The organism is Polaribacter marinivivus, from assembly GCF_042651285.1.
Taxonomy (GTDB): Bacteria; Bacteroidota; Bacteroidia; order Flavobacteriales; family Flavobacteriaceae; genus Polaribacter; species Polaribacter marinivivus.
The window spans coordinates 410,926-434,294 of the sequence record NZ_JBHSCY010000001.1; the positions used below are offsets into that span (position 1 = coordinate 410,926).

Consider the following 23,369-nt stretch of genomic DNA (forward strand, 5'->3'; position numbering starts at 1 on the left):
ATATGGATAAAAAACTACGTATAGACCTTACTAGAGTACCAAAACACGTTGCCATTATTATGGATGGTAATGGACGTTGGGCAAAAAGTAAAGGTATGAATCGTGTTTTTGGACATAGAAATGCACTAACAGCTGTTAGGCAATCAATAGAAGCAGCAGCCGAAATTGGAACAGAAGCTATAACTCTTTATGCTTTTTCTACTGAAAATTGGAACAGACCTTCAACAGAAGTAAAAGCCTTAATGACACTTCTTGTTAATTCGCTTAATAGCGAATTAAAAACATTTCAAGAAAATCAAGTGAAAGTTAATGCAATTGGTAACATTAAAAGTTTACCAAAAAAAGCGCAACAAACTTTAGCAAGTGTTATTGAACAAACAAAAAATAATAACAGAATTGTATTAACATTAGCTCTTAGTTATGGAGCAAGAGAAGAAATTGTTAATGCAATCAAAAACATATCTAAAAAAGTTGTTAATAAAGAACTCGATTTAGAAAAAATCGACGAAAATACTATTAATAACCATTTATATACATTTAATTTGCCCAATGTCGATTTAATGATAAGAACTAGTGGAGAACAACGCATTAGTAACTTTTTGTTATGGCAAATGGCATATGCCGAATTATATTTTACAGATGTACTTTGGCCAGATTTTAGACAAGAACATTTTTATGACGCTGTCATAGATTACCAGAATAGAGAAAGACGATTTGGAAAAACAAGTGAACAACTTACAAAGTAAATTTTATTTAAAATTAACTTCATATACAGTAGTGCTGTTTGCACTATTTTTTAGTTTTAGTGCTAATGCACAAGTACAAAAAGATACTATATCTAAAAATATAACTTTCGAAAAAGGGAAAGAATATATTTTAGGTGGTATTACAGTTACAGGCTTAAAAAAGTTTAGTGAAGAAACTGTAAAAGTTTTTACAGGATTAAGAAACGGACAAGTCATAAAACTTCCTGGAGACAAACTAACTAGTGCTATTAAAAAGTTATACGAAAGTAAACAGTTTAGTAACGTAGATGTTTATTTAGCAAGAATTGATGGAAATACTGTGTATTTACAGTTTGATGTGCAAGAGTTACCTCAATTAAATCAAATTAAAATATCTGGTGTAAAAAAATCAAAACAAAAAGAACTAATTAAAGACGCTGAGTTAAAAACTGGTGTTATGGTTACAGATAACCTTATTGTAACTACTAAAAATTACTTTACAAAAAAATATACAGATAAAGGTTTTTTAAAGACAAAAGTAAACCTTGACATTGTAAACGATACTACAGACCTTAATACTGTAAACATGAATGTGTTTATAGATAAGGGCAAAAAAATTAAAATCAAGAACATAAACTTTAATGGTAATGAAAAAATTTCTGATAAGAAATTAAGAAAAGCCATGTCTAATACCAAAAGAAAATTTGTTGGTAGATTTTGGAAAGGCTCTAAGTTTATAGAAGAAGACTATCAAGAAGATTTAGAAAGTATTTTAGATAAATACAGTAGATTAGGTTTTAGAGATGCAAGAATTTTAGATGATAAAATTTCTTGGAATGATGACAATACAATTAATATCGATATTGATTTAGAAGAAGGTAGACAATATAGATTTGCAGAAATCATCTTTGTAGGAAATAAAGAATACACAGACGAAGAGTTAAATGAAGTTTTAAGAATTGATAAAGGAGACGTATATAATGGAGCCGTTTTAAAAGAACGTGTAAAGGGTGATGGAACTCCTACATCAGAAGATTTATCTACTTTGTATCAAGATAGTGGTTTCTTATTCTCTCAAGTAAATGCTGTTGAAACTAAAGTACAAAATGACTCGATTACAGTTGAAATTAGAATACGTGAAGATGAAAAAGCACGTATTAGAAAAGTAACTGTTTCTGGAAATGACAAAACAAATGATCATGTTATTTTTAGAGAATTACGTGTAAAACCTGGTGATTTATTTAGTAGAACTAACATTATTAGATCTATTAGAGAAATAGGTCAATTAGGGTTCTTTGATCAAAATGTAGTACCAGATGTTATACCAGATTACAATAATAAAACTGCAGATATAGATTTTACTGTTGTAGAAAAAGGAGGTAGCCAAATAGAATTACAAGGTGGTTATGGTGGTGGATCTTTTATAGGTACTTTAGGTTTATCTTTTAATAACTTTTCAATAAGAAATATTTTTAATAAAGAAGCCTATAAACCATTACCAATGGGAGATGGTCAGAGTTTATCTTTACGTTTACAATCTAGCAGAACTTTTAATACATATAGTTTCTCATTTACAGAACCTTGGTTAGGAGGTAAAAAACCAAAATCTTTATCTTTTTCTGTATATTCTTCAAATCAATTTCAAATAAATCCTCAGACTTTTGATGTGGATAGAAGTAGAAGTTTAGGAATTGTTGGAGCTTCTATAGGTTTAGGTCAAAGATTAAAATGGCCAGATGATTTTTTCCAATTATCACAAACCATTGCTTATCAAAGCTTTAATTTAAATAACTATGGTTTTAGAGTTGGTAATGATGTTTTAAATAATGGTACATTAAATAACTTATCATATAATGTTTCTCTTACAAGAAACTCTGCAGGACCAAGTTTAATTTTCCCAACTTATGGTTCAGAATTTTCTATAGGAGTTAAAGCAACTTTCCCTTATTCTTTATTGAATGATAGAGATTACTCTCAATTAGATGCTGCAGAAAAATATAAATGGTTAGAATATTATAAAATTAAAGCAAAAGGTAAATGGTATACTTCTTTTACAGATAAATTAGTATTAATGACTAATGCAGAAATGGGATATCTAGGTTTCTATAACTCAGAAATTGGCTTATCTCCTTTCGAACGATTCTTTGTTGGTGGTGATGGAATTGCTGTTTTTCAATTAGATGGTAGAGAGGTTATTGGATTAAGAGGTTATGAAAACAATAGATTATCTTCTGTAGATGGAGGTTCTATTTATAATAAATTTCAATTAGAGCTAAGATATTCTATTACAGATTCTCCTTCTGCTTCTATATATACTTTAGGATTTTTAGAAGCTGGTAACTCTTATGACAATTTTAGCACGTTTAATCCGTTTGAATTAAAACGATCAGCTGGACTAGGGATAAGAATATTTATGCCTGCATTTGGATTATTAGGGATAGACTTTGCTCATGGTTTTGACCCATTACCTGGTTTCACAGAAAAATCTGGCTGGCAAACACATTTTATTATTGGTAGACAGTTCTAAGAAAAATGTACATTTGTAAAGTTCAATTTTTTTTGGCACGGTTTTTTCTAAACACATTATACAAATGAAAAAGTATTTTTTATTAGTCGTTCTTTTATTTACTGTAACAAACTTTTGGTCTCAAAGAAATCAGTTAATTGCTTTTATAGATATGGAATACATTCTAGAAAATGTTCCAGAATATTTACAAGCACAAAATACATTAGATGCTAAAGTTGCAAAATGGCGCAAAAAACTAGATGATCAAGCAAGACATATAGAAGTATTAAAAACAGATTTAGCAAACGAAAAGGCAATATTAACAAAAGATTTAATCGAAGAGAAAGAGGAAGAGATTACGCTAAAGCAGCAAGAACTTAGAAGATTAGAATCTTTATATTTTGGTCCAAAAGGTGATATGTTTTTAGTAAGAAAGCAATTGGTTAAACCTATTCAAGATCAAGTTTATAATGCAATACAGAGTATTGCAGCTAGAAAAAAGTATGATTTTGTTTTTGAAAAATCTAGTGATTTAATCATGTTGTATTCCAATAAAAAATACGATATTAGCGACCTCGTTTTATCAACCATAGACAGAACAAGATTAGCAAATAAAAAGCAAGAGGAGCGTAAAAAGAAAACAGAAGCTTCTAAGCTACCAAATAAAGATTTAACTGTTAAACAAAAAGAAATTTTAGCTAAGAAAGAAGAAGCTAATTCTAAAAAAGAAGATGCTTTAGCTAAAAAGAAAGCAGATAAAGAAGCTAAGAAAAAAGCTATTGAAGAAAAGCGTAAAGCTCTTTTAAAACAAAGAGAAGAAAAAAGAAAGTTGTTAAGAGAAAAAAAAGAAGCGCTAAGAAAGAAAAAAGAAGCAGAGAAAAAGAAAAAAGAAGATAATTAAACAAAAGACAAGAATAATAATTAAATGAAAATCAGGATGAGAAATTTAAAATCTTTACTATTAATTGCTGTATTTACTTTAGGGTTAGGTGGTGTTGCAAATGCACAAAAAATGGGACACATAGACTTTGAAAAATTAGTAGCTGAAATGCCAGCAACAAAACAATTGAAAGCAGATATCGAAAAATTAGGTAAAACATACCAAGACGAAATAGAAGGTATGGCTAAGAAATTAGATGCTAAAATGAAAAAATATACTGCAGAGCAAAATAATCAGACTAAAGAGATTAACGAAATTAGAGCTAAAGAAGTTCAAACAGATAATCAAAGGTATGAGCAATTAAGACAAACTGCTTATCAAGAAATGCAGAAAAAACAAGCTGAAGGCTTAAAACCAATTATCGAAAAAGCTCAAAAAGCTATTGAAGAGGTTGCTGCTACAAAAGGTATTTTATATGTATTAGATGCTTCTGTTGGTAAAGGCTTATTAGTTAAAAAAGGTGAAGACTTATATGCTGCAGTTAAAGCAAAATTAGGCTTCTAAAAAAGAAACTTTTATTAAAATAAAAAAACCTACTCTTCAGTAGGTTTTTTTTTATTTTTACAACCATATGAAATCTAATAATACACCTATAGGAATATTTGACTCTGGTGTTGGTGGTACATCAATCTGGAAAGAGATTGCAGAACTCTTACCTAATGAAAATACTATTTATCTATCTGATAGTATAAATGCGCCTTATGGAGAAAAATCTAAGGAGCAGATTATTCATCTTGCTAAAAAAAATACAGATTTATTATTAGAAAAAGGGGCTAAAATTGTTGTTGTTGCTTGTAATACAGCTACTACAAATGCTATTGATATTTTAAGAAAAGAATATAGTGTACCATTTATAGGTATAGAACCTGCTATAAAACCAGCATCTTTACAGACAAAAACAAATGTTATTGGAATTCTTGCTACTAAAGGAACATTAACAAGTGATTTATTTGAAAAAACTTCAAGTAGTATAAGGCAGAAAACAATGATTAAAGAAATAGAAGGTAAAGGTTTGGTTTCATTAATAGAGTCTGGCAAAATTGCTTCTATTGAAATGAAAAAATTATTAGAAAGCTATTTACATCCGCTATTAAAAGAGAACATAGATTGTTTAGTTTTAGGTTGTACTCATTACCCATATCTCATTCCTCAAATTAGAGAAATCGTAGGAAATAAAATTCAAATAATAGATTCTGGTGAAGCTGTTGCTAAACAAACTAAAGCTGTTTTGCATAAAAATAATATCTTAAGCCTTGCTACTTCAATTGGCAAGCATCAGTTTTATATAAACAAAAACAAAACTGTACTAGAAAACTTAATTATAAATTCTGGTATTAGTAATTGTTTTGTAGATCAATTAAGTTTTTAGAATCTTCCAAAAGCAGAATTAATATTAGGACAAGCTGCTGCTCTAGGCTCTCTAGTCCAAAGATTTAAACCAACTGATACTTGATGAAAACCAGTATTTGTTAGTACCACTTCGTTAATTTGACTAGTATATGTATAAGAAAACATCCAGTTTTTATAATTTAAACCAATTACTGGAGTTATAAATTCTGCATTTTGTATTGCATTTGCATCAAATGATCTTCTGTAAGATAAGGCTGCCCAAAGTTGAGATTCAGAAATATTCTTATAGGCTTTTAAGTTAATGTCTGCAATTCTTTCTCCTGTACCTTCTCTAAATTGTAACATAATTGAAGGCTCAAATTGAGCAAATAAATCTTCTCCAAAATAGTATCCAGCTGAAAATATATAATTTCTTAAATCTAAATTTTCTTGAACATTTAAGTTATTCTTAGCTGTTAGCAGTAAATTTTTAACTGTAAAGTAAGAAGATAATCCTCCATAATGATAAGCTACACCAAAATCTGCATTATAATAACTTGTGCTTTGCACAATAGCTGCTACTGCTCTATCTCCTGTAAATGTTCTTTGATCTGATTGATTTTGAACAAACGTAAAAGATAATCCAAAAGATAATTGATTAAAGTATTTACCATTTCCCATAGGTAAATGATATGCATATGTACCTTGAATTCCTTTTTGTGAATGAAATCCGTTTTTATCATTAAATAATACTAAACCATAACCTGCATTAGAATACTCTCCAAATCTAGTATGAAAACTTAAAGTTTGTAAAGAAGGAGCATTTGGTATACCTGCCCATTGTTGTCTAGCTGTTAAACGTAATTTACTTGAGTTACCTATACCTGCAGCAGATGGGTGTACTAAATACACGTTATCTGATAAATAATCTTGATAAATTGGTAAGGTTTCTTGAGCATAACTTTTAAATGAAAAAGTACAAACAAAAAGTAGGAGTAACCTAAAGATAAATTTCATTTAAAATTTTAATTTTTTTAAGAATTCAAATATATTCATTTTATAAGAAAATATATGTTTTCAAATAAATATTTAACATAGTATATAACTGATATATTTGGAGTTTATTTTAATGCTAAAACTTTATTCAATTATTTTTACAAAGTCTTCGAAAGCTACATAGTAGGGTTGGTCTTTAAAAACAGGGTTTTCTACACTTTCTGCATTAGCAATACCAACACCTGCAAACCAAACTTTTGCATTATTTTTTATGGCATGTTGTTTAAAAGTTTCCATCCAAATTTTATCATAATCATCATTTGGATTTTGTAAGTTATTTGAAGCTTTTACTAATACAAAAATCGTAGGCTCACCTTTTTTAAATAAAACAAACTGAGGATGTCTTTTTAACTGACTATTAATTGCTTGAAATTCATAGCCCATTTTTTCAAGTTTTTCACCAACAATATTCATTGCTAAATTATGAAGTTCTTGTGCTGTTAAAATCTGCATTTTATTTTTTCTTATTTCGTTTGTTATAGTTTTTGTCTCCTCTAGTTTTTGGCTTTTTATATTTTTTAGCAATTTCTCTTCTGTAAGAACCTCCTAAATTTACTTTTTTATTTTTTTCACTTTTTTCATGGAAAGCAGGCCCAGGAACATATTCTAATCCTGTTCTATTTTTAGATTGCTCTATATCTTCTCTTGGACGTTCATCTTCTGTTAAAAGTATAGAAATTTCTACATCTTCAGGTATTTCTAGTAAAGGAATTTTATAATTCATTAATTCCTCTATATTCAATTTAGCTTCTTGCTCTTTTTCAGTAGATAATAAAATTGTTTTTCCAGCTTTTTCTGCTCTTCCTGTTCTACCAATTCTGTGCATATAATTTTCAGGAAAATCTGGTGTATCAAAATTTATTACATGGCTAACATTATCAAAATCTAAACCACGAGCCATAACATCTGTTGCTACTAAAATTCGATTATTACCTTCATCAAATTGTCTAATAGATCGTATTCTATAATTTTGAGTTTTATTAGAATGTATTACACAAGTTTCACTACCAAAAACTTCTTCTAAGTGCTTAAATAAATAATCTGCTGTTCGTTTAAAAGCAACAAAAATTAATACTTTATTGTAGGTTTCTTTATCCTGTAATAGATGATTTAATAAATTGACTTTAGTAAAAAAGTTAGGTACATTGTATGCTACTTGCTCAATATTATCAAGTGGTGTTCCACTTACTGCAATTGAAATTTTATTTGGGTTTTTAAAGTAATCGTAAATTAATTGGTCTACATCTTCTGTCATTGTTGCAGAAAATAGAATGTTTTGTCTTTTCTCAGGTATAATATCAAAGATATTCATTAACTGAAATCTAAAACCTAAATCTAACATTACATCTACTTCATCTATCACTAATTTTTGAATAGATTTTAACTTTAAAGCATTACTTAAGCCTAAATCATACAAACGACCTGGAGTAGCAACAATAATATCTTGCCCTTGTAAAATAGCTTGTTTCTGTGTGTTTATATTTGTGCCACCATAAACTCCTAAAACACGAACATTTATATATTTTGCAAGTTTTTCAATTTCATCAACTACTTGTAAAACCAATTCACGAGTTGGTACAAGGACTAAAACTCTTGGATGTTTTTGCTTAGAGAATTTTAAATCTCGTAAAATTGGCATCATATAAGCAAAGGTTTTTCCTGTACCAGTTTGCGCAATTCCAACCATATCTTTACCAGATCTAACCACAGAAAAAGCCTGCTCTTGAATTGGAGTTGGGTTTTCGAAACCTAAATCATCAATGGCATATTGCAGCTGATTAGAAAGGTCTAATTCTTGAAAAGTCATTTACAAATCTTTTTGCAAAGGTACGTTTTATAAAACGTGATACAATAGCACTTTAAAGGAAGAATAATTTGTAGTTTTGTTAATGAAAATTTATAGGCTATAATGATTACAGATACGCATACTCATTTATATTCAGAACAATTTGATGAAGACAGAAAAGAGATGATTAGTCGTGCTAAAAATGCAGGTATTACTCGTTTTTTTATCCCTGCAATAGATGCTTCTTATACTCAAAGAATGCTAGATTTAGAGCAAGAAAATCCTAATGATGTTTTTTTAATGATGGGCTTACACCCTACTTCTGTAAAAGAAAACTATAAAGAAGAATTAGCTCATGTTAAAGAGTGGATAGATAAAAGAAACTTTATTGCAATTGGAGAAATTGGGATAGATTTATATTGGGATAAAAGTTTTTTACCACAACAACAAGAAGCTTTTAGAACTCAAATAAAATGGGCAAAAGAAAAAAAACTACCTATTGTTATTCATTGTAGAGATGCCTTTGACGAGATTTTTGAAGTTTTAGAATCTGAAAAAGGAGAAGACTTAAGAGGAATATTTCATTGTTTTACTGGCACTTTAGAACAGGCAAAACAGGCTATTTCTTATAACATCAAATTAGGAATTGGTGGGGTTGTTACATTTAAAAATGGTAAGATTGATAAATTTCTAAATCAAATAGATTTAAAACACATAGTTTTAGAAACAGATGCACCTTATTTAGCTCCTACTCCTTATAGAGGAAAAAGAAATGAATCTTCATATATTACCAATGTTATTGATAAACTTGTTGATATTTACGATTTAAATTTTCAAGAAATTTCAGAAATTACAACTCAAAATTCTAGAGATATTTTTGGAGTTTAATGGAATTAAAAACCACATACTATAAAAGTCCAATAGGTACAGCAAAAATTGTAGGTAATAATAATGGCATTCAATCTATTTCTGTATTAGATGATGAAACTATAAGTAGTTCTGCAATTATTCCTGAATGTTTAATAGAATGTGTTTCTCAACTTGATGAATATTTTAAAGGAGAAAGAAAGACCTTTGATTTAAAGCTAAATCCTCAAGGTACAGAATTCCAAAAAAAAGTTTGGCAAGAATTATTAAACATTCCTTTTAATAAAACTAGAACTTATTTAGAACAAAGCAAAGCTTTAGGAGATGTAAAAGCCATAAGAGCTGTAGCTTCTGCAAATGGCAAAAACCCTATTTGGATTGTTATACCTTGTCATAGAGTTATAGGTTCAGATGGTTCTTTAACAGGTTATGCAGGTGGTATTTGGCGAAAAAAATGGTTATTACAGCACGAAAACCCCAATAAACAACAATCTCTATTTTAATTTTATTTGCTGTAAAACATAAAAACATATTTTTACGTTAGTGGTTAAGGTTTCTATGTTTAAAAAAATCTTTTTTCTTTTTGTTTTATGCATTGGTGTTACTATCCAATCTCAAACTATTTCTTCAGATTTTAGAAAAAAAAATATTGAAGTAAAAAAAGACACCATTCAATTAGATTCAGTTGCCATAAATCCACAAAAGTTTAAAGTTTTAAATCAGTTTAATTTAGAAATTAAACCTTCTGAGTATGTTGTTGATTTTACTAAAGCTATTTTAATTATAGATGCTAAAAAATATCCTAACATCATTGTAGAATATTTTAGATTACCCGATTTTATAACCAAAACATATGCTCCTTTTGATGAAAGTTTAATTTTACAAAACAATACCAATAATGGTATTTTATATAGTTTAACAACCAATAAAAAACCCTCAGAAATTAAACTTTTTAATGGTTTGCAAACTCGTGGTTTTATTACAAGAGGAGTAACATCTGGTAATAACCAAAATGCAGTTACTAACTCTTCATTAGATTTAGAAATTTCAGGTAAGCTATCAGAAAGTGTTACCTTAAGAGCAAATATTTTTGACACTAACATCCCTATTCAAGAAAACGGAACTTCACAAAATTTAACAGACTTCGATCGTATTTTTATCGAAATTTTTCATGAAAATTGGAGAGTAAAAGCAGGAGATTTATCAATAAAAAATAACGAAACTTTCTTTTTCCCTTTTCAGAAACAAGTCTCTGGATTAGAAGTTGAGGCAAAAGTTACAGATAACCTAAAAGTAAGAGCTTCTGGTTCTATAGTTAGAGGTAAATTTAATACATACAGGTTTACAGCAGTAGAAGGTAATCAAGGGCCTTATAAAATTTTTGGTGCAAATAATGAAGCCGTAATTTTAATGATTGAAGGTGCAGAACAAGTTTATGTGAATGGTGTACAAATTAAAAGAGGTGAAAATGAAGATTATACTATAAACTATAATTTAGGTGAAATTACTTTTAACACCACGTTTCCTATTACTAATGATATGCGAATTTGGATCGATTTCCAATATGCAGATAGAAACTACACTAGATTTATTACTTATGAAAAAGCTGAATATAACAGTGAAAGCTTTAATATAGCTGGATATTTTTACTCAGAAAATGATGCTAAAAATCAACCTATACAACAGAGTTTATCTGAAAATCAAAAACAAATTTTGGCAAATGCAGGTAACAATCCTGATAATATGGTTGCAGAAAGTGCTTTTTTAGATGCATTTGATGAAAACAAAATTCTTTATAAAAAATCAACAAATAATCAAGTAGAGTTTTTTGAATATTCTACAAATCCACAAGATGAATTGTATAATGTAACATTTACTAATGTTGGAATAAATCAAGGTGATTACGTTCTAGACAGAACAATAGCTATAGGAAATATATTTGTATATGTAGGTCCTAATATGGGAGATTATGAACCAATAGTTCGTTTAGTTGCCCCTACAAAATCTCAATTATTTCTAGTAAAATCTGATTATAGTTCATCTAAAAAAACAAAACTAAATACAGAGATTGCTGTTAGTAATTACGATCAAAACTTATTCTCTTCTTTAGATGACAATCAAAATGTAGGTGTTGCTGCCAAAATTGGTTGGCAACAGATTTTAATTGATAAAAAATGGCAGTTAAAAACAAATATAAATCATGAATATGCTCAAAAGAATTTCTACTCAGAGCAGGTTTGGGAGCCTGTAGAATTTAATAGAGATTGGAATATTTTAACAAATAAAGCCACAAAAAATTATTTTCAATCAGAACTAATCTTACAAAATAAAACCAACGATTTTATAAAATATAACTTTAGTAATTTAAATTATGATAATGGTTTTAAAGGAAATAGACATACATTAACATCGATCTTAAAGAATGGAAGAACCACATTTTCTGCTAATGTAAGTTTGCTTAATAACACCTCTAATTTAGAGGATAACTCTTTTTTTAGAGCAATTGGTAAAGTAAATTATCAACTTAAAAAAACCTGGTTTGGATCTTTAGTTAATTTTGAAACTAACTCTAGAAAAAACGTAACAACAAATCAATTTGTGAACACAAGTCATAGATATAAAGATTTTGAAGTCTATTTTGGTGTGGGAGATACTACTAAAGTCTATGCAAAATTTGGTTATAATTTTAGAAATAATGATAGTATAAAATCGAATGCTTTTGCTGAAATAAATAATAGAAATACATTTTATGTAAAAAGTAAACTAATACAAAATAAAAAAACTAATCTTAGTGTTTTTGCAAATTATAGAATTACAGAAAACGCCTTTACAACAGACGAAAAAACATTAAATTCAAGAGTAGTTTACAATCAAAAACTTTTTAATAATTTTTTAAACTTGGGTACAGTTTACGAAACCTCTTCAGGTAATGTAGCAAGACAAGATTTTTTATATATTAAAGTAGAACCAGGTCTTGGTTATTATACTTGGATAGATTATAATAATGATGGTATTGAAGATTTTAACGAGTTTGAAGTTGCACAATTTCAAGACCAAGCCAATTACTTACGCCTACCAAAACCTAATTTACTATTTATACCTACTCAACGTGCCAAATTACAACAGAGTATTACGTTAAATGCTGGTAAATGGGCTAACCAAAAAGGATTAAAAAAGTTACTATCACATTTTTATAATCAAAGTTATTTAACGGTAGAAAATGAACAAGAAAGAGTTGAAAATTCATTTCAACTAAACCCTTTTGATTTTAATGAAAATTCTCTAATTTCTTTGAATTATAATATTAGAAACTCACTTTTTTACAATAGAGGATTACAAAATCATAGTATGACGTACACCTATGGAAACTCTAATATTAAACAACAATACTTTATTGGGAATCAAGAAAATAAAATTAATTTACATCAATTAGATTACACTCATAAATTTGCAGATTTTTGGTTAATAAATTTAATGGGAAAACTTGCTGAAAACAGTTTAGAAACAGAAAATTTTGCAGATAGAAATTATGATTTAAATGAGTTTGAAATTCAACCAAAAATTAGTTTCTTATACAATCAAAACAATAGATTTTCTGCATTTTATCATTTAAAAAATAAAGAAAATATAATTCAAAATTTCGAGTCTTTACAGCAACATAAATTTGGTGTTGAATATTTTTATATTAGTAAAAAACAAAATCAAATTTCTGCAAATGTAAACTACTTTTTAAATGATTTTGTTGGATCTACAAACTCACCTGTTGCTTACCAAATGCTAGAAGGTTTACAAGCAGGCAAAAACTATACTTGGAATGTTATTTTTAATCAAAAATTAAATTCTTTTTTAAACTTAAACCTAAGTTATTTTGGAAGAAAAAGTGAAACCTCCAAAACTATTCATACAGGTAACGTACAATTAAGAGCTAATTTTTAAGTTGTATTCTATGTCTTTTTAATACATTTGTTTTAAATCAATTTACAAAAAATGAAAAAACTGTTATTAGTTTTATTACTTACTTGCACTGTTGTAACTTTTGCTCAAACAGATGAGAAGTTTCCTCAAGATGTTAACAAAAAACATGAAATTAAATTAAATGCATTAACGTTAATCGCAGCAAAATGGATAGACGTTTCTTATGAAAATTTAATTAATGAAGAATCATCTTTTGGTATAACTGCTGCAATTAATACAGATAAAAGTGAAACAGACTTAAATTACCAATTAACTCCATTTTATAGAAGATATTTTTCAGGTAAATTTGCAAGAGGTTTTTTTGTAGAAGGTTTTGGCTCATTATTTTCAGCTAGAGAATACACAAACCTTTTTACATCTTCAAATGAATTTACAACAGGTTTTGCACTAGGCGTTTCTGTTGGAGGAAAATTTGTTTCTAAACAAGGTTTTTCTACAGAGTTGTTGTTAGGTGTTGGTAGAAACTTATCAGGAGACACAGATTATGAAGGCTTTGGTAGAGTTGCAATTTCAGTTGGATACAGATTTTAATACATTTATATATGAAAAAGTTTATTTTATTTTTCGCATTTTTAGTTAGCATTTCATGTTTTTCACAAAAAGAAATAAAGTTAGATGTTGCAGATGCACTAGTCATTAGAAGTTTAGAATTTTCTTATGAAAATTACATTAATGAAAATTCTTCTTTTGGTATTTCTGCTTTATTTAATTTGGCAAAACAATCAGCAGACTTTAGGTATAATGAAAACATGATGATTACTCCTTATTATCGTCATTATTTTACAACTGAAAAACAATGGAACTTTTTTGGGGAGGGTTTTTTAGGTATAAATTCTGGTAAAAAAGAATCTACAAAAGACTCTGGAGTTTATGATTTAAAATATACAGATGGAGCATTAGGTATTGCTGTAGGTACAAAATACGTTTCAACAGGTGGTTTAATAATAGATGCTTATGCAGGTGTTGGTCGTAATTTATTTGGATCTGACTCTCCTGTTTTAGTGCCTAGAGTTGGTGTTAATGTGGGTTGGAGATTTTAACTCAGTTAGCAGTTAGTAAACATAAAAAAAGAGAATTTCTGTTATAGAAATTCTCTTTTTTATTGCTTTATCTTATTTTAATTACATTTTCTGTAACCACTTTTTTACATCAACTTCTGCTTTAATAATAGCTTTTAAATCAGAAATTTTAACTCTTTTTTGTTCCATAGTATCTCTATGTCTAATTGTTACAGAATCATCTTCTAAAGAATCATGATCTACTGTAATACAAAAAGGTGTACCTGCTGCATCTTGTCTTCTATAACGTTTACCAACTGCATCTTTCTCATCATAAAACACATTAAAATCCCATTTTAATTCATCCATGATTTTACGTGCAACTTCTGGTAAGCCATCTTTTTTAACTAAAGGTAAAATCGCTGCTTTATAAGGTGCTAAAACTGCTGGTAACTTTAAAACCGTTCTTGTTGTTCCGTTTTCTAACTCTTCCTCAACAAGAGATTTAGAGAAAACAGCTAAAAACATTCTGTCTAAACCTATAGAAGTTTCTACAACATAAGGTACATAGCTTTTGTTTTCTGTATGGTCAAAATATTGTAATTTTTTACCTGAATACTCTTCATGTTGACTTAAATCGAAATCTGTTCTAGAATGAATACCTTCTAATTCTTTAAAGCCAAAAGGAAAATTAAATTCTATATCTGCAGCTGCATCTGCATAATGAGCTAATTTATCATGGTCATGAAAACGATAGTTTTCTGCTCCCATACCTAAACTCAAATGCCATTTTAAACGAGTTTGTTTCCAAGCTTCATACCATTCTTTTTGAGTGCCTGGTTTTACAAAAAACTGCATTTCCATTTGTTCAAACTCACGCATTCTAAAAATAAATTGTCTAGCTACAATTTCATTTCTAAAAGCTTTACCAGTTTGTGCAATTCCAAAAGGAATTTTCATGCGCCCAGTTTTTTGCACATTTAAAAAGTTTACAAAAATACCTTGAGCAGTTTCTGGTCTTAAATATACTTGTGTAGAATTTTCAGCAGAAGCTCCAATTTGAGTTCCAAACATTAAATTAAATTGCTTAACCTCTGTCCAGTTTTTAGAACCAGAAACAGGGCAAACAATTCCTAAATCTAATATTAGATTTCTAAATCCTTCTAAATCATTTTCTTCTTGAACTCTAGTTAACTCAACTGTAATTTCGTCCATTTGTTTTTGACGACGTAACACATTTGGGTTTGTACTTCTAAATTCTTCTTCATTAAAAGCATCTCCAAAGCGTTTTTTAGCTTTGGTAATATCTTTATTTATTTTTTCGTTTATTTTTTCTCTAAAATCCTCTACTAAAACATCAGCTCTGTAACGTTTTTTAGAATCTTTATTATCTATTAAAGGATCATTAAAAGCATCTACATGACCAGAAGCTTTCCAAGTAGTTGGGTGCATTAAAATTGCAGCATCTATACCTACAATATTTTCATGCATTTGTACCATTGCTTTCCACCAATAATCTCTAATATTTTTTTTAAGCTCAACTCCATTTTGAGCATAATCGTAAACCGCACTTAAACCATCATATATTTCTGATGATTGAAAAACATAACCATATTCTTTTGCGTGCGATAAAACTTTTTTAAACTGATCTTCTTGTTTTGCCATAATGAGCGCAAAGATAAACGTTTAGTGATTTTTATCAACTAAAAATCACCTTTTTTAAACAGAACTTATTTTGGTTAAAAATGTTTATATTTAAACAAAAAATTGCCTTTTAAATGAATCTACTAAAAGATTTATTTCATCTTTTTTACCCTAATTTATGTGCTACTTGTCATCAACAATTATTGCAAAACGAATCTGTTATTTGTACAATTTGTAGACATGATTTGCCTCATACTCACATCACAGATTTTACACAAAACAAAATTATTGATGCTTTTTATGGTAAAGTAATTATAGAGAAAGCTTTTGCTTTACTTTTTTATAGAAAAAACAATATCACCAAAAAACTAATTGAAGAATTAAAATACAAAGGAAATGAAGAGATTGGAGTTTTATTTGGAGATTGGTTAGGAGAATTGTTAAAAGAAAATAAAGAATTTAATGATATAGATTATATTATACCTGTTCCTCTACATAAAAAAAGATTAAAAGAAAGAGGTTATAACCAAGTAACCAAATTCGGACAAACTTTAAGCAATCATTTAAAAAAACCACTTGTAGAAAATAAATTAATTAGAGTTTCTGCCACTAAAACACAAACTTTAAAAACTCGTTTTGAACGGTTTAGAAATAATGACACAAAATTTTTACTAACAGATATAAACTTTTTTAAAAACAAACATATTCTTTTAATAGATGATGTAATTACAACAGGCGCCACTTTAGAAGCTTGTGCAAGAGAATTTTTAAATTCAAAAGACTGTAAAATTAGTGTTCTTACAATTGCTTATACAGAATAAATTTTATGATTTTATATTCAAAAATTAATCGTTAATTTGTGTCAAAATTATTTTTGTGAAAGCATTTTACAAACCACTTTTTATATTATTTACAATACTTTTGTACGTTAATTGTGCAAGAACAGGCAGGCCAGATGGAGGACCTAAAGATGAAGAAGCTCCTTTATTTGTTACTGCAGATCCACCTTATGAAACTGTAAACTTTAAAGAGAAAGAAGTAAAAATTGAATTTAATGAATTCATAAAACTAAAAAACATTAATAAGCAATTTGTGGTTTCTCCACCATTGAAAAATCCTCCACTTATTACTCCTCAAGGATCTGCAAGTAAATCTATAAAAATTGAAATTTTAGATACGTTACAACCAAATGTAACCTATATTTTTAATTTTGGAAATGCAGTAGAAGATAATAATGAAGGTAATAAATTAGAAAACTTTAAATATGTTTTTTCTACGGGTTCATATATAGATTCTTTAAAAACATCAGGCTTTGTAAAAGATGCAAAATCAACAAAAAAAATAAAAAATATTAATGTTTTATTATATAGAATAGATAGCAGTTTTAATGATTCTATTATTTATAAAAAGAAACCTAATTACATTACAAGTACACTAGATTCTACCTTATTTAATTTTACAAACTTGCATAAGGGTAATTATTTAATGATTGCTTTAAAAGAATCTGCAAACGATTATATTTTTAATCCAGTTACAGATAAAATCGGTTTCATTAAAGATACAATTCAATTACCTAGAGATAGTATCATTAGTAAACCCATAATTCTTTTCAGTGAAAATTTACCATTCGATTTTAAAAGAGGTAAAGAAATTACAAGGGGTAAACTTGAGTTTGGCTATGTTGGTAATGTAAAAGATTTAAAGTTAGAGTTACTCTCTAAAGTTCCTGATTCTTTTAAAAGTGTCTCAAAATTTATGATTGATAAAGACACATTAAACTTTTGGCATACTCCAGTAGATTTAGACTCTTTAAATTTTAAAGTTACTAATAGAGAATATATAGATACAGTTACTGTAAGATTAAGAAAAAATAAAATTGATTCTTTACAAATTAGCGTTTCTACAAGAAACACTTTGCATTTAAGAGATACCTTTTTTGTGAATACTAATAATCCAATTGTAAAAATAGATACAAGTAAAATATCTTTGTTCGACAAAGACACTATTGCAGTAAACTTTAAGACAATCTCTTCAAAAAAAGAAAATAAAATAGCAATACTTTTTGATATTAAACCTCAACAGAAATACAGAATTGTAGCTTTACCAGAAGCATTTACAGATATTTTTAATGTTAAAAATGACACCTTAAAATATTCCTTAACCACTAAAGAAATAGAAGATTATGGAAGAATAACAGTAAATGTTAATAATCTAAAAAACAAGAATGTTATTATTGATTTACTTTCTGGTACAAAACAAGATGAGCTAGTAGAACGTAAAATTATTACCTCTTCTTCACAAATTGTCTTCGATTTATTAAGACCTAGAAAGTATACTTTAAGAGCAATTGTTGATGAAAACAAAAACAACAAATGGGATACAGGTGATTTTCTAAAAAAGTTACTTCCAGAAAAAATAATGTATCATCCAGAAATTAGTGATTATCCTTTAAGGGCAAACTTCTTTTTAGAAAATATTAATTTTGTAATTGAATAAAAAAAGAGCGCTAATTGCGCTCTTTTTTATTTATAAGTTTAAGGCTTGATCTAAATCTGCCAATAAATCTTCTTCATCTTCTATACCTACACTTAAACGAATTAAAGAATCAGTAATTCCTATTTTTAGACGTTCTGGTTCTGGAATAGAAGCATGTGTCATTGTTGTTGGATGATTAACCAAACTTTCTACACCACCTAAAGATTCTGCTAAAGTAAATACATGTGTATTTTCTAAGAATTTAAAAGCAGCTTCTTTACTTTCATCTTTTAAACGAAAAGAAACCATGCCTCCAAAATCTTTCATTTGTTTTTTGGCAATAGTATGATTTGGATGATTTTCTAAACCTGGATAATATACCTCACCAACTTTTGGGTGATTTTGTAAAAACTGAGCTACTGCTCTTCCATTTTCACAATGTCTTTGCATTCTAATATGTAATGTTTTTACACCTCTTAATGCTAAAAAAGAATCCATAGGACCAGCAACAGCACCTGCAGCAAACTGTATAAAATGCAATTCTTCTGCAAGCTTTTCATCATTCACCATTAAAGCTCCCATAACTAAATCTGAATGTCCTCCTAAATATTTAGTAGCAGAATGCATTACTATGTCTGCCCCTAAACTTAATGGTTGTTGTAAATAAGGAGTTGCAAATGTATTATCTACAGCTACCAAAATGTCTGAATTATGTTCTTTAACTGCATTAGTAATTGCTTTAATATCAGCAATTTTCATTAAAGGATTTGTTGGTGTTTCTAACCAAACTAATTTTGTTTTTTCTGTAATTTTAGCTGTTACATTGTCTACAGAATTCATATCTACAAACGAAAATTCTAATCCGTATTTTTTAAATAATCGTGTAAACATTCTATAAGTTCCACCATATAAATCGTCTCCTGCAATAATTTCATCACCAGGATTTAATAAACGTAAAACACAATCTATAGCAGATAAACCAGATGAAAATGCAAAACCATGCGAACCTCCTTCTATAGCTGCAAAACTATTTTCTAAAGCTGTTCTTGTTGGGTTTGCTCCTCTAGAATATTCGTAACCTTTATGTTCTCCTGGACTAGATTGTGCATATGTTGATGTAAAAAAAACTGGAGGCATTACAGCACCTGTTGCTTCTTCATGCTTTTGACCTCCGTGAATTGTCTTTGTGTTAAATTTCATTATTTATTTATTTCTATCTGTAGTCTAAAAAAAGACAAAAGTTTACAAAAATTTCTTAATTGATCTTATAATTCCATAGTGAATGCCCTCATGAAAATTATTAAAAGGTATTGCATTTTCTATAGAAGTTAAGGTAAACCCAGTACTAGTAGGATACTCTATATAATTCTCGAAAATACCTGCTTCGTAATCTTCTTGTAATGTGTCTGGTAAACCCAATAACAATTCTACAACCTCTTCAAATTCTTCTTCAGTAAAAGTTTTTGTTGGTGCAGTTCCTTTTCTATGTGCCTCTATTAACTCATCTGTACATAAACAATTTAAGCCAGATAATTTATAATGCAAGAGCTGTTGTGTAACCACTAAATGCGCTACATTCCAAGCAATGTTATTTTTAAAACCTTCAGGTATTTTATGAATTTGATCCATAGACAAACCTTCTAATTCTTTAACAACTAGCTCTCTAGATTTTCTTAAAATATCAAATTGTGTTTTCATTATATTCACTAATTTTGAAAGTGTAAATATAAATCAATAAAATGAAGAAAGTATATTTTTTACAAACTTGTGATACGTGCAGAAGAATTTTAAAAGAAGTAAATTTAGATGGTTTTGAGCGACAAGAAATTAAATCAAATCCTATTTCTGTAAATCAATTAGAAGAAATGTATGCGCTTTCTGGAAGTTATGAAGCTTTATTTAATAAAAGAGCTAAGTTGTATAAAGCTATGGATTTAAAAAATCAAGATTTATCTGAGGCAGATTATAGACAATATTTACTTGATGAATATACTTTTTTAAAAAGACCTGTTTTTATAGTTGATAATTCTATTTTTATTGGAAATAGTAAAAAAGAAATTGAAAAACTAAAAGAGAAGATTGGTTAAATCTTCTCTTTAAATGGTATTAATCTGTTGTAATTTTTATGTTAGAATTAGACATCATCTCTGCTAATTCATCTGTAGTTAAATTAGTTTTTAAACCAAAAATAACCAATTTGTCATCATCACTATTTGCTCTTAGAATAATCTCTTTTACGATATCATTTTCTTCTAAAATATAAAAAGCGGCTTTGCTATTATCGCTTTTTACACGAGCCATAGTCTTTAATTTATTTTTTCTAAGATATTTTTTAAAATCTTTAGAAACAGAAGCATCATCATTATTAAATACCATTAATTTAAAATCACCCGATTTTTTTAATAGCTTTTTTAAATCTTTATCTTCATCATCACTTAAAAAAGAACCTGCAAAAGATGCATTTAAGTTGATTGAAAAAGCTGATTTATCTGAATGAGATTTGTAAAATTTTTTGAAAGTTGTTTCTTGTGCTGATAAGTTAATTGCAAATAATGCAAAAAATAAAATAGTTAATCGTTTCATGTTACTTGGTTTTCTTTTGAGACGATTAACTATTTGGTTTGTTACAAAAAGTATTTTTTTTAGAAAGACATTGTTATGCCTAATGAAGTTCCTTTTATGTTTAAATCGAAGCTTGGATTAAATTGATAAGCTCCTGAAGTAACATCATTATTATAAAGCTCTACTGCTTTTTTAGTTTTATTATTAAAGCCTTTTACAATAGGAATTGAAGCTACAATTAAAGCAGCACCAACACCTGCTAATGCCCATTCTGGATCTCCACCACCAATTGCTGTACCTATAGGAAAACCAACTAATGCACCTCCTGCTGTTCCTAAAATCATACCCCAAGTTTTATTAGATTTTGCAGACTGTACTAAATCATATGCTTCTTGATTACTTTTCATAATTTCTTGCATATCATTTAAAGATAAATTTTTTCCATCTTGAGTGAATTGATATCCACCCCAAACTTTATTCATCTCAATTTTTTGAGCATTTAAGGTAATTGATGTAAATAATATTGCTGCAAAAACAAATACTAATTTTTTCATTGAATTGATTTTTATTAATTAAGTTTATAAATATTTACTAGTTTTTTGGCTTCTTTTTCGGCGGCCCAATTTAATAAAATTTCTTTTCTAGCTTCTTTGCCTAAGTAAGAATTTTCATTTTTAATACAATTTTCTAAAAGCTCTTGTAATTCGTTTATTTTTCCTGCTTCAAATAAATATCCGTTTTTTTTATGTGTTATTAATTCTGAATGTACTCCAACGTTTTTTGTAGCAATAACTGTACATTCACAACTCATAGCTTCTGCAGTTACCAATGAAAATCCTTCAGAAAAACTTGGTGCAATTGCTATTTTAGCTGCTTGATAAAAAGGGACAATATCTCTAGTTTCATTAAAAAAATAAACTTGATCTTCAATATTACTATCTTTTGCTATATGTCTTAACTCCTTTAAATACTCAGGTTTATCAACCTTACCAACAATAACTAGTGCCCAATTTTTATAATTTTGTAATATTTTTGAAGCTTGTAATAATGTTGTTTGTCCTTTTGCTTTTCTTACTCTACCAGCATTCAAAATAATATTCTCTTGAGAAACTCCTGCTATTTTTACATTAACTTTTGACTCAAATTTATTGACATCTACTCCATGACCTACAATCTCATTTTTGATACCTAAATTAGCACTCATACTTTTTATTAGAGTGATTACAACATCTGCTTTTTTTAATAAAAACAAGGTAAGTTTAGAAGGTTTACTTTCTGCATGTCTAGTTGCTACTAATTTAAATTTTGCGCCTAAAAAGCGATAAAATAAAAAACGTATTATTTCATTATTTCTGTGACAATGCACAATAGTTTTTCGATCTGAAAATAAGATTGATTTTAGTTGTTTAGTAGAAATGTGTTGCCCATCTATATTTGAACCATAGACATAGGTTTCAAAATCTTCATTAAAAAAAGGAAGTACATTTTCTATACTTCTGGTAACACCAGTCTTGCGTTTATGAAAATGAGTATGAATTAAAACAGGTTTCAAAAAGTAATTTTAAGCAAATTTACGAGAAACAATCTCCATAAATCTATTTTCTAATTCTTCGTGTTCAGACCAATTATAATCTGGTTTTACCATTTTATTGATAAATTTTCTGGCTTCTTTTTCTGTTTTAAAAGTATTTAATTGAGAAATGACTCTATTGTAGTTTTCTTGATCTCCTTCAAATAAGTTTTTTACAAACGTTATTCTATCATTTAAACCAATTTGAATGTTTGAAAATAATTTATCGTTTAAAGATTTTGGCTGTACATTTTCAAACAAATCAGCCATAACATCAACAGAAATCGTGTCTTGTAATTCGTCTTCTAATGTTGGTGTTTTCTTTTCTCCAACATCTTTTACATCATTTTTAAAATTTGTTGGATTTTCTGTTGCAAACATTAATTGCTCTAACTCATCAAAAGGTTGTTCAATAATTTCTTCTACAACCTCTTCTTTTTTAGACTCAAGATCTTCTCTATTAAAATCGACAACTTTTTCTTTAAATTTTTTAGATTCTGCTGACTCTTCTACTGCATCATCCATCAAATCATAAACAATTTTTTCTTGTTCTTCAACCTCAACACTTTCATTTTCTTGTTTGAAAGGTTTTACATCTTTTTCAAATTCTAAAACTGGTTGCTGTGAATTCTCTTTTTTATCAAATGCAGTTTCAACTTGTTCTAATAACTCTTCTTTAGATGTTTCTAAATTTGGAGTGGTATTTACATATTCTTCAACAAATGCAAGCATAGAAAGCTTTTCATAAACTTCTTTTGAAATATCTTTTAATGCAAAAACATCATCTTTGTTTTTCATTTTTAAAATGCTATGAGCTAAACTCATTAAATCTGCTTCTAATTTTTTGTGCATAAGTTGTAGGTTGAAGTTACTTTTAACGCCTAATTATTTATAAATTTGTAAACGCCGAAAAATAATTAAAATTATAATACTTTA

At 28.2% G+C, this 23,369-nt stretch carries 23 protein-coding genes; 13 read left to right on the plus strand and 10 right to left on the minus strand.

Annotation, left to right across the window (positions count from 1 at the left end):
• The first annotated feature begins 2 nt into the window (after nt 1-2).
• From ACFOWD_RS01905 to murI, 5 genes are all read left to right on the plus strand, one after another.
• Entirely contained in the window at nt 3-746 is a 744-nt protein-coding gene (locus ACFOWD_RS01905; RefSeq protein ID WP_298989679.1) for an isoprenyl transferase, read from the plus strand.
• Nucleotides 727-3,252, plus strand: coding sequence for an outer membrane protein assembly factor BamA (gene bamA, locus ACFOWD_RS01910; RefSeq protein WP_377407648.1), 2,526 nt, complete (start codon nt 727-729; stop codon nt 3,250-3,252). Before ACFOWD_RS01905 ends, bamA begins: the two co-directional genes overlap by 20 nt.
• Nucleotides 3,253-3,316: 64 nt before the next feature.
• The gene (locus tag ACFOWD_RS01915; RefSeq protein WP_298989684.1) at nt 3,317-4,132 is read left to right on the plus strand and encodes an OmpH family outer membrane protein; all 816 of its coding nucleotides are present in this window, start codon (nt 3,317-3,319) and stop codon (nt 4,130-4,132) included.
• A gap of 36 nt (nt 4,133-4,168) precedes the next feature.
• Nucleotides 4,169-4,675, plus strand: coding sequence for an OmpH family outer membrane protein (locus tag ACFOWD_RS01920; protein WP_298989686.1), 507 nt, complete (start codon nt 4,169-4,171; stop codon nt 4,673-4,675).
• Between the two features lie 67 nt (nt 4,676-4,742).
• Nucleotides 4,743-5,540, plus strand: a complete 798-nt coding sequence (gene murI, locus ACFOWD_RS01925; RefSeq protein ID WP_377407651.1) for a glutamate racemase — start codon at nt 4,743-4,745, stop codon at nt 5,538-5,540.
• Here murI and ACFOWD_RS01930 read toward each other — a convergent pair.
• From ACFOWD_RS01930 to ACFOWD_RS01940, 3 genes are all read right to left on the minus strand, one after another.
• Nucleotides 5,537-6,517: a PorP/SprF family type IX secretion system membrane protein gene (locus ACFOWD_RS01930; RefSeq protein ID WP_377407653.1), complete on the minus strand. Its 981-nt coding sequence runs from the start codon at nt 6,515-6,517 to the stop codon at nt 5,537-5,539. The two genes, murI and ACFOWD_RS01930, sit on opposite strands and share 4 nt — an antisense overlap.
• Before the next feature lie 123 nt (nt 6,518-6,640).
• A complete protein-coding gene (locus ACFOWD_RS01935; RefSeq protein ID WP_298989711.1) occupies nt 6,641-7,009 on the minus strand; it encodes a Na(+)-translocating NADH-quinone reductase subunit F in 369 nt (122 codons plus the stop codon).
• 1 nt (nt 7,010) lies between these two features.
• Nucleotides 7,011-8,363 carry a DEAD/DEAH box helicase gene (locus ACFOWD_RS01940; protein ID WP_377407655.1) on the minus strand — a complete coding sequence of 451 codons (1,353 nt, stop codon included), beginning with the start codon at nt 8,361-8,363 and terminating at the stop codon, nt 7,011-7,013.
• Between the two features lie 102 nt (nt 8,364-8,465).
• Between ACFOWD_RS01940 and ACFOWD_RS01945 the strand changes: the two genes are divergently transcribed.
• From ACFOWD_RS01945 to ACFOWD_RS01965, 5 genes are read left to right on the plus strand one after another with little or no spacing between them, the layout of a single operon-like run.
• Nucleotides 8,466-9,230, plus strand: a complete 765-nt coding sequence (locus ACFOWD_RS01945) for a TatD family hydrolase (RefSeq protein ID WP_377407657.1) — start codon at nt 8,466-8,468, stop codon at nt 9,228-9,230.
• Nucleotides 9,230-9,712 (plus strand): methylated-DNA--[protein]-cysteine S-methyltransferase, encoded by a 483-nt coding sequence (locus tag ACFOWD_RS01950; RefSeq protein ID WP_377407659.1) that lies wholly within the window; start codon nt 9,230-9,232, stop codon nt 9,710-9,712. The genes ACFOWD_RS01945 and ACFOWD_RS01950 overlap by 1 nt, the downstream gene beginning before the upstream one ends.
• 55 nt (nt 9,713-9,767) lie before the next feature.
• Entirely contained in the window at nt 9,768-13,145 is a 3,378-nt protein-coding gene (locus ACFOWD_RS01955; protein ID WP_377407661.1) for a hypothetical protein, read from the plus strand.
• A gap of 51 nt (nt 13,146-13,196) precedes the next feature.
• Nucleotides 13,197-13,715 (plus strand): DUF3575 domain-containing protein, encoded by a 519-nt coding sequence (locus ACFOWD_RS01960; RefSeq protein ID WP_298989725.1) that lies wholly within the window; start codon nt 13,197-13,199, stop codon nt 13,713-13,715.
• Between the two features lie 11 nt (nt 13,716-13,726).
• The gene (locus ACFOWD_RS01965) at nt 13,727-14,224 is read left to right on the plus strand and encodes a DUF3575 domain-containing protein (RefSeq protein ID WP_298989736.1); all 498 of its coding nucleotides are present in this window, start codon (nt 13,727-13,729) and stop codon (nt 14,222-14,224) included.
• An 81-nt stretch (nt 14,225-14,305) separates the two neighbouring features.
• Here the strand turns inward: ACFOWD_RS01965 and ACFOWD_RS01970 are convergent, their stop codons facing one another.
• Nucleotides 14,306-15,847 (minus strand): glycine--tRNA ligase, encoded by a 1,542-nt coding sequence (locus ACFOWD_RS01970; RefSeq protein ID WP_377407664.1) that lies wholly within the window; start codon nt 15,845-15,847, stop codon nt 14,306-14,308.
• Between the two features lie 113 nt (nt 15,848-15,960).
• Between ACFOWD_RS01970 and ACFOWD_RS01975 the strand changes: the two genes are divergently transcribed.
• Together ACFOWD_RS01975 and ACFOWD_RS01980 are read left to right on the plus strand one after the other, a co-directional pair.
• The gene (locus ACFOWD_RS01975; protein WP_377407666.1) at nt 15,961-16,647 is read left to right on the plus strand and encodes a ComF family protein; all 687 of its coding nucleotides are present in this window, start codon (nt 15,961-15,963) and stop codon (nt 16,645-16,647) included.
• A 55-nt stretch (nt 16,648-16,702) separates the two neighbouring features.
• A complete protein-coding gene (locus tag ACFOWD_RS01980) occupies nt 16,703-18,322 on the plus strand; it encodes an Ig-like domain-containing protein (protein WP_377407668.1) in 1,620 nt (539 codons plus the stop codon).
• Between the two features lie 30 nt (nt 18,323-18,352).
• Here the strand turns inward: ACFOWD_RS01980 and ACFOWD_RS01985 are convergent, their stop codons facing one another.
• Both ACFOWD_RS01985 and ACFOWD_RS01990 read right to left on the minus strand, forming a co-directional pair.
• Nucleotides 18,353-19,501 carry a cystathionine gamma-synthase gene (locus tag ACFOWD_RS01985; RefSeq protein ID WP_377407670.1) on the minus strand — a complete coding sequence of 383 codons (1,149 nt, stop codon included), beginning with the start codon at nt 19,499-19,501 and terminating at the stop codon, nt 18,353-18,355.
• A gap of 42 nt (nt 19,502-19,543) precedes the next feature.
• Nucleotides 19,544-19,999 (minus strand): DinB family protein, encoded by a 456-nt coding sequence (locus ACFOWD_RS01990; RefSeq protein WP_377407672.1) that lies wholly within the window; start codon nt 19,997-19,999, stop codon nt 19,544-19,546.
• A gap of 41 nt (nt 20,000-20,040) precedes the next feature.
• Here ACFOWD_RS01990 and ACFOWD_RS01995 point away from each other — a divergent pair, with 41 nt between their 5' ends.
• Nucleotides 20,041-20,388 carry an arsenate reductase family protein gene (locus ACFOWD_RS01995; RefSeq protein ID WP_377407674.1) on the plus strand — a complete coding sequence of 116 codons (348 nt, stop codon included), beginning with the start codon at nt 20,041-20,043 and terminating at the stop codon, nt 20,386-20,388.
• 19 nt (nt 20,389-20,407) lie between these two features.
• Here ACFOWD_RS01995 and ACFOWD_RS02000 read toward each other — a convergent pair whose 3' ends face one another.
• From ACFOWD_RS02000 to ACFOWD_RS02015, 4 genes are read right to left on the minus strand one after another with little or no spacing between them, the layout of a single operon-like run.
• Complete coding sequence (locus tag ACFOWD_RS02000) at nt 20,408-20,884, minus strand: DUF4252 domain-containing protein (protein ID WP_298989757.1); 477 nt, start codon at nt 20,882-20,884, stop codon at nt 20,408-20,410.
• A 59-nt stretch (nt 20,885-20,943) separates the two neighbouring features.
• The gene (locus ACFOWD_RS02005; protein ID WP_377407677.1) at nt 20,944-21,417 is read right to left on the minus strand and encodes a hypothetical protein; all 474 of its coding nucleotides are present in this window, start codon (nt 21,415-21,417) and stop codon (nt 20,944-20,946) included.
• Between the two features lie 14 nt (nt 21,418-21,431).
• Entirely contained in the window at nt 21,432-22,415 is a 984-nt protein-coding gene (locus ACFOWD_RS02010; RefSeq protein WP_377407679.1) for a glycosyltransferase family 4 protein, read from the minus strand.
• Nucleotides 22,416-22,424: 9 nt separating this feature from the next.
• Nucleotides 22,425-23,285, minus strand: coding sequence for a hypothetical protein (locus ACFOWD_RS02015; protein WP_377407681.1), 861 nt, complete (start codon nt 23,283-23,285; stop codon nt 22,425-22,427).
• Nucleotides 23,286-23,369: the final 84 nt, after the last annotated feature.

Excerpts from the sequence above, each read along its gene's own strand:
- ACFOWD_RS01905 (WP_298989679.1), top strand. The coding sequence starts at position 3 with ATGGATAAAAAACTACGTATAGACCTTACTAGAGTACCAAAACACGTT.
- ACFOWD_RS01915 (WP_298989684.1), top strand. The coding sequence starts at position 3,317 with ATGAAAAAGTATTTTTTATTAGTCGTTCTTTTATTTACTGTAACAAAC.
- ACFOWD_RS01920 (WP_298989686.1), top strand. The coding sequence starts at position 4,169 with ATGAGAAATTTAAAATCTTTACTATTAATTGCTGTATTTACTTTAGGG.
- murI (WP_377407651.1), top strand. The coding sequence starts at position 4,743 with ATGAAATCTAATAATACACCTATAGGAATATTTGACTCTGGTGTTGGT.
- ACFOWD_RS01930 (WP_377407653.1), bottom strand. The coding sequence starts at position 6,517 with ATGAAATTTATCTTTAGGTTACTCCTACTTTTTGTTTGTACTTTTTCA.
- ACFOWD_RS01935 (WP_298989711.1), bottom strand. The coding sequence starts at position 7,009 with ATGCAGATTTTAACAGCACAAGAACTTCATAATTTAGCAATGAATATT.
- ACFOWD_RS01940 (WP_377407655.1), bottom strand. The coding sequence starts at position 8,363 with ATGACTTTTCAAGAATTAGACCTTTCTAATCAGCTGCAATATGCCATT.
- ACFOWD_RS01945 (WP_377407657.1), top strand. The coding sequence starts at position 8,466 with ATGATTACAGATACGCATACTCATTTATATTCAGAACAATTTGATGAA.
- ACFOWD_RS01950 (WP_377407659.1), top strand. The coding sequence starts at position 9,230 with ATGGAATTAAAAACCACATACTATAAAAGTCCAATAGGTACAGCAAAA.
- ACFOWD_RS01955 (WP_377407661.1), top strand. The coding sequence starts at position 9,768 with ATGTTTAAAAAAATCTTTTTTCTTTTTGTTTTATGCATTGGTGTTACT.
- ACFOWD_RS01960 (WP_298989725.1), top strand. The coding sequence starts at position 13,197 with ATGAAAAAACTGTTATTAGTTTTATTACTTACTTGCACTGTTGTAACT.
- ACFOWD_RS01965 (WP_298989736.1), top strand. The coding sequence starts at position 13,727 with ATGAAAAAGTTTATTTTATTTTTCGCATTTTTAGTTAGCATTTCATGT.
- ACFOWD_RS01970 (WP_377407664.1), bottom strand. The coding sequence starts at position 15,847 with ATGGCAAAACAAGAAGATCAGTTTAAAAAAGTTTTATCGCACGCAAAA.
- ACFOWD_RS01975 (WP_377407666.1), top strand. The coding sequence starts at position 15,961 with ATGAATCTACTAAAAGATTTATTTCATCTTTTTTACCCTAATTTATGT.
- ACFOWD_RS01985 (WP_377407670.1), bottom strand. The coding sequence starts at position 19,501 with ATGAAATTTAACACAAAGACAATTCACGGAGGTCAAAAGCATGAAGAA.
- ACFOWD_RS01990 (WP_377407672.1), bottom strand. The coding sequence starts at position 19,999 with ATGAAAACACAATTTGATATTTTAAGAAAATCTAGAGAGCTAGTTGTT.
- ACFOWD_RS01995 (WP_377407674.1), top strand. The coding sequence starts at position 20,041 with ATGAAGAAAGTATATTTTTTACAAACTTGTGATACGTGCAGAAGAATT.
- ACFOWD_RS02000 (WP_298989757.1), bottom strand. The coding sequence starts at position 20,884 with ATGAAACGATTAACTATTTTATTTTTTGCATTATTTGCAATTAACTTA.
- ACFOWD_RS02005 (WP_377407677.1), bottom strand. The coding sequence starts at position 21,417 with ATGAAAAAATTAGTATTTGTTTTTGCAGCAATATTATTTACATCAATT.
- ACFOWD_RS02015 (WP_377407681.1), bottom strand. The coding sequence starts at position 23,285 with ATGCACAAAAAATTAGAAGCAGATTTAATGAGTTTAGCTCATAGCATT.